Here is a 9,335-nt window from a genome sequence, read left to right as displayed (position 1 = left end):
TTGAAACTGCCTAGATTATAAAAGCTATTTCTTGACGACTTCCCAGTGACCGCCCCTATCGGGACCAATACGTTTGACAAGCCCCATTTCAACAAGTTTTTTCAAGTTTTTAGCGACATTGGCGCGGTTAATCCCAACAACCTGTGCAATTCCCTCCTGCGGCGCAGAGGGGTTTTGCTCTATAGCGGAAAGAATCTTCCTTTGATTTTCTGTAATATTTTCTGTATCTTTTTCTGTATCCTTTTCTGTATCCTTTTCTGTATCCCTGTCAACAGCTTTCCACACGGTCACACGTATTCCGCAACCAATTTCCTCAATCCTGGGAACAGGTAAACCGGCCTCTTGGAACAGCCCTATAACGCGGGTAACACCGGAACCGTACTTTTCAATCTCGCCCAACATATTGAAGTGGTTTGCAATCGCCTTATTCCGAAGAGTGGACAAGTAATTTCCCGAATTCAAATCGTCAGGAGTCATCCCATCCATCAGTTTTCCCGGATTGAAAAACTCTATACGATCATCAAAAATTTTGACGCACGATTCCGATGCCGAACGATAATCCCTGTGAACAATCATATTCAAGATTATTTCCCTGATGGCCTTTAGCGGATAATCCCAAACAAGATCATTTTCAAGTTTGTCGCTTATGACGACCTGACAATTGATGTGCTTTTTCACGAACTCATAAATTTCTTCTACCTGGCTCACCAAATCGCCATGGGCTTCGCCCCTGTCCTTGATTATTGTCGGGGACTGGAAAAAGCCCATCTGCACAGCCGTGTTTACATGCCAATCCTTTGCGAAAAGCATTTCGGCAGCAAAAGTAAGCTTTCCTTCCCGCAGCAATCGATTCTTGCGCAAAAAATCAAGGGGATCCTTGGAGATATGATACCCTCGCTCGTTGATACGCCGAATACTCTGCACGACCTTTTTGAGGGAGATGTCGTCCATCGAACCGGAATCGTCAAGTACAAAATCCCAGCTAGAATTCTGAGTACGCAACGTGCAATCCCCAATCTCAATCGGGTTCATCGCATGAACACTGTTCTCGTGCCGAATAAAGTAACGTCCCTGCACCGCCACCGGCTTTATCGGGCTTTCCTTGACATTTATCGCAACAAGCGTCTTCCCTTTGTACTTTACGACTTCAACATCGGGGACCTGCACAGGTTCCGTCTTACTCTTGATTTCGTTAAGCCATTTCTGTAAAGATTCCTCGGCAAGTTCCAAACCAAGTACTCTATCGCACGACTTCAGCCCAACAAAGATGACACCTCCGTGCTTGTTGGCAAACGCGCCCACAGCCTCGATAACCTCTTGATTGAAAGAGGATTTGAATTCCACCGTAGAGGATTCGCCAGCCTTGATTACCGATTCGTACCGCATTTACAACCTGCACATTTGTTCACTATCAAATATACACAAACGCGGGGCGGTTGTCAATAGCCGCGGCAAAAAAAGTTAATTAAGCAACTTATTGTTGACAAAAGTGACTTGCGGGCGTTCCCTGCTGCGCAGGGGCTGGAAAAAAATACCCAAAGTTAATTTCAAGCAATCCATTTAAATCAGCCGGCTTGCAGGATTGAGCAATATCAGACAAATCACCAATTTCAAAAATCAATTATTTGCGAGCCGATTTTCTGGTTCCGGTACTTTCTGCTAAAAGAAAATCTTTTTCTAGAATCAAATGAATCCGGCCTCTTTCAAAATCAAATCAGCCTTACGAATTTGCTCGGAAAAGTCCTGCTTTCCGCGCACCTTGGTAGTGCGCTCGGCCGCCAAGGCGAACGCAAGGGCTTCTTGCCCTTTCAAGGTCGGTATAGGTCTGATCTCAAGTGCCATAGTATAAATATAGAATCAACTCAACCAAAATGCAACAACAACCATAATGGAACACTCCAAATCTAGACACTAAAATCAAAAATCGTGCAATCTATTGATTGCAAGGTTTGTAAAAAAATTTCTCAAAAGGGTGGGTTGGGCGGGCGGAAATCCCCGGCGGGGCCGGGGACACAATTTCAGGCAATCTTATTTCACATAGCGGTTCTTACAAATCGTTCTAAGCGATAAATATAATCATAAGGAATTTCATAACGACATCCTTCGAAAGCAAAGAGTTTCCCATCGACACCATCGTCAAAGCGGGCTATATAACAGAGTGTCCTCAGCGCAGTCAAAAGACGATCATGGTCAATTTTTCTACCATCATAGGCACCGACAAACTTCAACACACGCATAATCTTGCCGGTCTTTATATTATCAATCCACCCAAACAAGGCATCAAACCAACACCGATACTCCTCATAAGCCCACTCCGAATGCTCTTTATAAGGGGAAACCTTTTTCGTTAATTCAATTTCTTCTACGCAAAGCTCACGAGCATAATCCAGGAACAACTCCTGAAGCACTTCTGGGGTAATACTCTTGGCCACATTTTCATTTTTCATGTTTAATCCTTTTTTGTTTGTTTAACATGTCGGGTTATAAAAAGCCTCCCAACATAGGCACAAAAAATGTAGCCTATAAAAAAAGGATTTCACGAAAATCTATACGGGCGTTCCCTGCTGCGCAGGGGCGGGCTCTCGCGGCACGAAGCCGTGGCGTCACCCCACGGTTTCCCCGCCTAGAGGGCCGAGTGCGGGACACCAGCGGCCCTCCCGGCCCTTCGGGCTTCGATCCCTAACGCGGGATGCAGGAGACGAGATGCTCTGTTGCAAGTGGCTGGAGGCCTAACGCGGAATGCAGGAAAAAGGCTCTAAAAGAACAAATTTCATTTTCCTTAACACAATAAAACTAAACAATATGTTGAGAAATCACTTTTTCAATCATCTCGTCAATGCAGCTACTTTTTATTACATATCCCAAATTAGTCATCAGTTCCGCTTCACTTACCACCTTTTTGTCTGTAGGAACATCAACAACCTTAATCTCGCCTTTTACTGTTTTTGCAGGTACAGCGCGCAACATTCCTATAAAGTAATATAGATGTCTCACACCTATTTTAAAGCCGTTTTCAGTTTGCTTCGTAATTAATCCGGTCCTATCAAGAAATACTGGGGAACCACTAGATCCATGAAAACACGCTGCATCAATCATAAATTCCTTTCTTCCCTCAAAATCAAGTGATAAACATGTCGCTGTAATTCCTTTTCTTACTACAGGCTTATTATTCTTTAAGTCAATCAACCCTTCAGGATATCCAATCATTATAACGTCCTCAATAGCAGACACTTCTTTAATAAGATCGTCTGTAATAAAAATATCCTTCCCAACACTCTTAAAGAAAACTTGGTTTCCTTGTTTTTGCGCAGCATCAATTACTGATTTCATATTAATAAGACATATATCTAAATCAGGATGTTTTATGCAGAATCCCTGAAGTCCTGTAATAGTAATCAATATATGGCTATTATCGTCAGGTTCTTGATTAATCTTTTTGGCACAAAAAACTATCTCTGCTTTTTCATAATTTGCAACCACGTGTTTATTTGTCACAAGGAAATTTATTGGGCCAGTCTCAGAATCTCGCTGTATAAAGAATCCCGTTCCTATTGAAGAAATCAAACCATCTCCAGCAATAATTTTAACCGTTGTATATACAAGCTGATTTTGTACGGATTCCATATTCATACAAATCACCTCCTATTCTGTAAATAAACACGAATCATTCGTCTTTCTAATAATAGGTAGCAGATATAAAAATTTACACCAATCGGCTTTTTAAATATGTGGCAAAAGTACTTTTTATAAAAATGGATTCATCTTCGTTATGCCTAAATAAATTATCAAGTTTTTCTTGATCAATCGGGCTAAAAAGAAGTTCTCCCTTTTCATAATTAGGAAACAAACCTTTAACTAACGGCATGTATTGCACTGAATGCATAGGAACACTCCTATGATTTGTTTCAGTGCACTTTGTTAACCATTGACCCAACGTGTCATCATCATAATGAAGCATCAGAAAATCTTCAAAATTATGAGTATTAAACATAAACTCATCTTTATATTCTGAATTTGCGAACAGTGAACCATTGTCTTGTTCACGTTTACCTTCATTACGAACGTAGATGTCATCATCCAAAAAGATTTTTATAGGCGTCCTTGGATTTTTCTTACGTTCTTCTTTGTGCTTTTTGTGGACATCCGTGAAAAAACCGGAACCTATAAGTTTGGGAATGAATATAAAATCACATTCATTTTCCCTTAAATAACGGTTCAGTTCCTGTATGTAGGCGATTTCAGATTCCCCCTCACACAAGATAATTGTCATTTCTTTATTCGCCATAATAAAGACCTATTACAAATAAGGAAACGGAATGCCATCGAATTCACCGGAGAGATAGCGCTTTCTAAAATTCGTGACGTTTCGGACATCCGAAAATTCTACAAGCCGCTGTATCGTCGTACCTTTTTTCTTTGTCTTGTTTACGAAATCAATTTCTGAAATTCTTAAGATATCCGCATCCAGCAAATCCGTATTATGTGCCGTAAAGATTAGTTGGGCATTTTGGGTATTGTATCGTTTATTCGTAAACATCTGGACAATTTGCTGAAATACAAGCGAATGCAAAGAACGGTCCAGTTCATCGATGAGCACGAGTCCACCTTTTTCTAAAGCGGCTAAAATGCTTCCTAGAACACCGAAAGCAATTTGCGTTCCCATGGATTCTCGATTAAAGTTGAATCTGACCTCTTTTTGCTCGTCATTCTTATGATACGAATACAGGTATTCTGCAAATGCTTCCGGCCCTTCCCGTCGCACCCCTATGGGGCCTCCTTCCAAAGGGTTTATTTGTAATTGGTACTCGCCTGCAGCGTCTTGTTCTAGTTTGGTTCGGTCTATTTCCAATCGTTCGATACCAAAATCAAGCTTTGTCGTTATTTTCTGCAATTTATCGAAAGCGGTTTCCTTTTGCCCTTGGTTCTTGAGTGCGTCTTCAAGCATTTTCATTCCAAGACCGGCCGGAATCTGGTTGTTTAATGAAATAAAAACCGATTTAAGGAAAAATTCCAATACATCAGCAATGTTCTTATTCAAAGCAGGGTACTTCGTTCCCATCAAATAAAGGAACGTTCTGTTCTGCAATCCATCCTTGTCGGAACATTCCACTCTCAAGAATTCTTTCAGGTCCTTTTCTTTGTAAGTTGCCGAAGAAACTTTAGAAAAATGAATCAGTTCGGAATCCTTTATTTCAAATATAGGCCGATTGTCGTCATCCCGACCTTCATTTAAAAATTCATGAACAATCTTTTTTTCGGAATATTCGACACCATATGTAAAGATCGAACCGTTCAGAACAATTTTTGATTCGAAATACGTGGTTTCGTTATCAGAAATCAATAAGTTCGAATCAAATACAGGGACTGCACCATTCTTCAAAAATGGTTCAAACGCATCGCCAGTACCAAACTTTAATAGATGGTCGAATGCAAGAAATGCCTTTATAATGTTACTTTTTCCACCGGCATTCGCTCCATAGATGGCAAGACATGGCACCAGACGTTCCGCTTTGTCTTCCAAGAATGCCCATCTTGGCAAATCCTTATAGCCATTTGGGGCTTTTCCTTCCTCATATGTCATTGAAACCATGGTTTCAATAATGGATCGAAAATTTTTTATTTTCATAGAAATAAACATAAAAAGCCTTCCATTGGGTTGTTTTTTTTCAATTTAAAAAAAAATAGCGCAAAAGGCAACAAGATAAACATTTTTTTTGTTTATTTGTCATATTTCAATAGATTTAAAAAGCTATAAAGATGATTAGGGATAAGTCCTCAAGGGGGTGGGGCAGATTTCTTCGCCATAGAAATGGCCTCTTTCCCCAAAAAGCAACTAAACCAGTTGTTCGGTTTTGCCAAACAGCCACTTTTTTGTCCAATCTTCCTTTTTTGCATAATAATGGAGATCCCGGGTCTCCGCCCGGGAAGACAATCCGGCGGCAACATAACCTATAATCCCCGGCAATCCCCCCCCGCCATAATTCCCCACAAATGGGCGGGTTGGGTGGGCGCACTCCCGAGCCCGCGATACACTTGGATTGGCTGGTTTATTGTTATATTTACCCTTCAAAAGACAAACTCGAGAAGGATTTGTTATGAAAGTCTTGTTGACAGGTGGAGCCGGATACATTGCATCGCATACAATTATTGAACTCTACAAAAAGGGTCATACCGTTGTCGCCGTCGACAACCTCGTGAACTCTTGCGAGGAATCGCTCCGCAGGGTCGCCGAAATTGTCGGGCAGCCCATCCCCTTCATCAAGGCAGACGTCCGCGATGCCGCCGCCATGGACAAGATTTTCAAGGAAAACCACTTTGACGCCTGCATCCACTTTGCCGGGCTCAAGGCCGTTGGCGAATCGGTCTCCATGCCGCTCGAATACTACGAAAACAACATGAACGCCACGTTCGTGCTCCTGAACGCCATGCGCAACAACGGCTGCAAGAACCTCATCTTTTCATCGTCGGCCACCGTATACGGCAACCCGGCCATGATCCCGATTACCGAAGAATGCCCCAAGGGCAAATGCACGAATCCCTACGGACAGACAAAGTCCATGCTCGAAGAAGTGCTGATCGACGTGCAGAAGGCCGACCCCGAATGGAACGTGGTGCTGCTGCGCTACTTCAACCCGATTGGCGCCCACCCGAGTGGCCGCATCGGCGAAGACCCGAACGGCATTCCAAACAACCTAATGCCCTACATCACGCAGACCGCCGTGGGCATCCGCAAGGAACTCGGCGTATTCGGCAACGACTACGACACCCCCGATGGAACCGGCGTGCGTGACTACATTCACGTTTGCGACCTCGCCTCGGGCCACGTAAGCGCCCTCAAGGCCATCGAAAACAAGTGCGGACTAGCCATTTACAACCTGGGTACAGGCCACGGCTACTCCGTACTCGACGTGGTAAACGCATTTGAAAAAGTAAACGGAGTCAAGGTGCCCTACAGCATCAAGCCCCGCCGCGCAGGCGACATCGCTACCTGCTACTGCAACCCCGAAAAGGCATACAAGGAACTTGGCTGGAAGGCCCAATTCGGCATCGAGGAAATGTGCCGCGACGCCTGGAACTGGCAGAAGCAAAATCCCCACGGTTACAAGGGATAAACAATGATCTATGGGCGCACCCTGCTACGCAGGGACGGGCTCTCGCGGCCGAGTTTATCCTGAGCGAAGCCGAAGGACCTGAGGGCCGAGCGCACAATACCAGCGGCACTCCCGGCCCTGCGGGCTTCAATCCCTAACGCAGAATGCCGGCAACAAATACCACAATAACAAAGACCGCATGATTCCCTAAACGATCTCGCCACAATTCAATATCGGTTGGCAAGAACAGGGTGATTTTGTATACTTTAAACCAGTCCTAAAAATGGGTAGCTGACATAAGCCACCCATTTTTGTAAGCTTACAGGATAAGTTTAAATTTAAGACAGTAGTGAAAAGGAATATAAATGAATAACAATCAGCATATACGAGAATTTCTTGATTTTTATTTAGGACGTCCCGAAAGTAAACTAAAGTGTATGAATACCGATTATGCGGTTTTGATTACTGGTTATTGGGGATCAGGGAAAACTCATTTTATTAGAAACTATCTTGGCAAAGATGATTCTGAAATAAGAAACTGGTTTACTGATTGTAAGGATTATTGTGTTGTATACGTTACCCTTTTTGGCGTGAAAACAAGAGAAGAGATAAATCAACGAGTGTTTCAAAAAATTTGTCCGGTTTTGTCTTCTGAAAAACTTGAGAATCTAGTTGGAAATATACCAAATTTAGCAGAACTTGCAGGTTTTGTTGTTGGTCTTGTTGCAGGGACTCCCACAATTGCAGTGGCGTCAAAGAAGTATTCAAAAATTGTTGGGAACCAACTTAAGGAATTATCTCAAAAGGTTGTAGATGATTTGAAAAAAACGAAAAAAGAGTTTAAGAAGACTATAATTATTTTCGATGATGTTGAAAGAGCGGACGTGCCTATTCCTGAATTGTTAGGGTATATAAACGAGTATGTAGAACATCTAAAAATTCCGTGCATTCTTCTGGCAGAAGAAAATATATGGAATGAAGCGAAAATAAAGCAAAAAAATGATAGTACTTTGCATAGTTTGTCTAGTACAGAAGAAAAAGTTGTTGGTAAGCGTTTTTTGATCCAAACGACGCCCGAGGAAATTATTAATGCATGGTTTCCCGATGATGTAGTGGCCGAAAATTCTGTTGATGAAAATGATAAAGTTTGCCCGCCGAGTCATATTTTTGGTGACAACGTTCATGAATTGTTGTTTCCCCATAAGAATATGCTTATAAATATTATAAAGGCGTCTGGAGTTAACAATTATCGCGCATTTAAACATACGTTGCATGATTTGAACAATTTTATTGGTTTTGGGTATTGTAATATACCAAAAAAATATTTTGAAAAAGACAAAGATTTTGGAAAGTATTTACTTGCGGATTTCCTGTGCATCCAATATGCAAAATATCTTGACTTGTTAAAAAAAGATTTCTACGAAATTGATTCACATAAGTCGACCGAAAACGACGGGTCATACAAAGACTTTAAAAATCAATTTGAAAACATAGACAGAATAACTTCTCTTAATTATTTAGGAGATGAATATAAGTGGCTTCCACTATGGAAAAAGTGGTTAAGGAACGGTTCAATAGATAAAGATGAAATAGAATCAAAAATTAAGGATACAATATGGTTCGATCGAAAACAAGATGATATGTTGCCTAAATTATACGACTGGTACAAATTATCTGATGTCGAAGGGGAAAAAGCTTTGCTTTATTTTAAAGAAATTCTTGATGAAAAAAAATTACTTGATCCAGATGCGATTTTTTCTTTATACTACAAGTTCTATTGGTATGCAGAAAAGGGGGCTTTGGAAGAGACTCCTGATGAATTTAATAAAAAAATGAATGAATACTTAGATTCCATCAAAGACAATATTCATTATCAAGATTTCTCTTCTTTTGGGGGAATGGATTCGTATGAGTTTATGACGGAAGCTTTTGAAAAAAATGTCAGCGAGTTTAGAGATAAACTGAAAAAAATCGTTTTGGCAAGAAAAGAATTTCATAATGTTGATGAAACGAATTATTTTAATGCGCAAATGAAATCAGAGAATGATTTAACATTTAACCTTTTATGTAAAAAGGTTGAAAACAGGAATTCATATAATCTTGAAAAAATAAAGGAAAAAGATTTTGTAGAATCTTTTGTTTCTTTGAAAACAATGGAACGTAAGAATCGATTCAAAGCTGCTTTAGAGGGTAACGTATATTTTCTTTCGCAAATTCCTCTAAGGGGGTAAAAAAATAGGATGT

At 41.1% G+C, this 9,335-nt stretch carries 8 protein-coding genes; 2 read left to right on the top strand and 6 right to left on the bottom strand.

Features of this window, described 5'->3' with window-relative positions:
* Window positions 1-24: 24 nt before the first annotated feature.
* The 6 genes from B7988_RS14590 to B7988_RS14570 form a co-directional block, all read right to left on the bottom strand.
* The gene (locus B7988_RS14590) at window positions 25-1,386 is read right to left on the bottom strand and encodes an ATP-binding protein (protein WP_073318769.1); all 1,362 of its coding nucleotides are present in this window, start codon (window positions 1,384-1,386) and stop codon (window positions 25-27) included.
* A 297-nt stretch (window positions 1,387-1,683) separates the two neighbouring features.
* Window positions 1,684-1,842 (bottom strand): hypothetical protein, encoded by a 159-nt coding sequence (locus tag B7988_RS15130; RefSeq protein ID WP_170930681.1) that lies wholly within the window; start codon window positions 1,840-1,842, stop codon window positions 1,684-1,686.
* A 191-nt stretch (window positions 1,843-2,033) separates the two neighbouring features.
* Window positions 2,034-2,447 (bottom strand): hypothetical protein, encoded by a 414-nt coding sequence (locus tag B7988_RS14585; protein ID WP_073318771.1) that lies wholly within the window; start codon window positions 2,445-2,447, stop codon window positions 2,034-2,036.
* A 346-nt stretch (window positions 2,448-2,793) separates the two neighbouring features.
* Window positions 2,794-3,630: a serine protease gene (locus B7988_RS14580; RefSeq protein ID WP_088658456.1), complete on the bottom strand. Its 837-nt coding sequence runs from the start codon at window positions 3,628-3,630 to the stop codon at window positions 2,794-2,796.
* Between the two features lie 73 nt (window positions 3,631-3,703).
* Window positions 3,704-4,285 carry a hypothetical protein gene (locus B7988_RS14575; RefSeq protein ID WP_088658455.1) on the bottom strand — a complete coding sequence of 194 codons (582 nt, stop codon included), beginning with the start codon at window positions 4,283-4,285 and terminating at the stop codon, window positions 3,704-3,706.
* 12 nt (window positions 4,286-4,297) lie between these two features.
* Complete coding sequence (locus tag B7988_RS14570; RefSeq protein WP_088658454.1) at window positions 4,298-5,638, bottom strand: ATP-binding protein; 1,341 nt, start codon at window positions 5,636-5,638, stop codon at window positions 4,298-4,300.
* A gap of 457 nt (window positions 5,639-6,095) precedes the next feature.
* On the opposite strand from B7988_RS14570, the gene galE reads away from it, so the two are divergent.
* Entirely contained in the window at window positions 6,096-7,112 is a 1,017-nt protein-coding gene (gene galE / locus B7988_RS14565) for a UDP-glucose 4-epimerase GalE (RefSeq protein WP_088658453.1), read from the top strand.
* Between the two features lie 344 nt (window positions 7,113-7,456).
* Entirely contained in the window at window positions 7,457-9,322 is a 1,866-nt protein-coding gene (locus B7988_RS14560) for a P-loop NTPase fold protein (protein WP_088658452.1), read from the top strand.
* Window positions 9,323-9,335: the final 13 nt, after the last annotated feature.

Source organism: Fibrobacter sp. UWB1, from assembly GCF_002210325.1.
Taxonomy (GTDB): Bacteria; Fibrobacterota; Fibrobacteria; order Fibrobacterales; family Fibrobacteraceae; genus Fibrobacter.
Note: the sequence above shows the minus strand (reverse complement) of the source record. Positions and strands in the feature narration are given on the sequence as shown.

What these genes read in the sequence shown, in the direction of transcription:
- B7988_RS14590 (WP_073318769.1), bottom strand. Translation starts at nt 1,386, where the DNA reads ATGCGGTACGAATCGGTAATCAAGGCTGGCGAATCCTCTACGGTGGAA.
- B7988_RS15130 (WP_170930681.1), bottom strand. Translation starts at nt 1,842, where the DNA reads ATGGCACTTGAGATCAGACCTATACCGACCTTGAAAGGGCAAGAAGCC.
- B7988_RS14585 (WP_073318771.1), bottom strand. Translation starts at nt 2,447, where the DNA reads ATGAAAAATGAAAATGTGGCCAAGAGTATTACCCCAGAAGTGCTTCAG.
- B7988_RS14580 (WP_088658456.1), bottom strand. Translation starts at nt 3,630, where the DNA reads ATGAATATGGAATCCGTACAAAATCAGCTTGTATATACAACGGTTAAA.
- B7988_RS14575 (WP_088658455.1), bottom strand. Translation starts at nt 4,285, where the DNA reads ATGGCGAATAAAGAAATGACAATTATCTTGTGTGAGGGGGAATCTGAA.
- B7988_RS14570 (WP_088658454.1), bottom strand. Translation starts at nt 5,638, where the DNA reads ATGTTTATTTCTATGAAAATAAAAAATTTTCGATCCATTATTGAAACC.
- galE (WP_088658453.1), top strand. Translation starts at nt 6,096, where the DNA reads ATGAAAGTCTTGTTGACAGGTGGAGCCGGATACATTGCATCGCATACA.
- B7988_RS14560 (WP_088658452.1), top strand. Translation starts at nt 7,457, where the DNA reads ATGAATAACAATCAGCATATACGAGAATTTCTTGATTTTTATTTAGGA.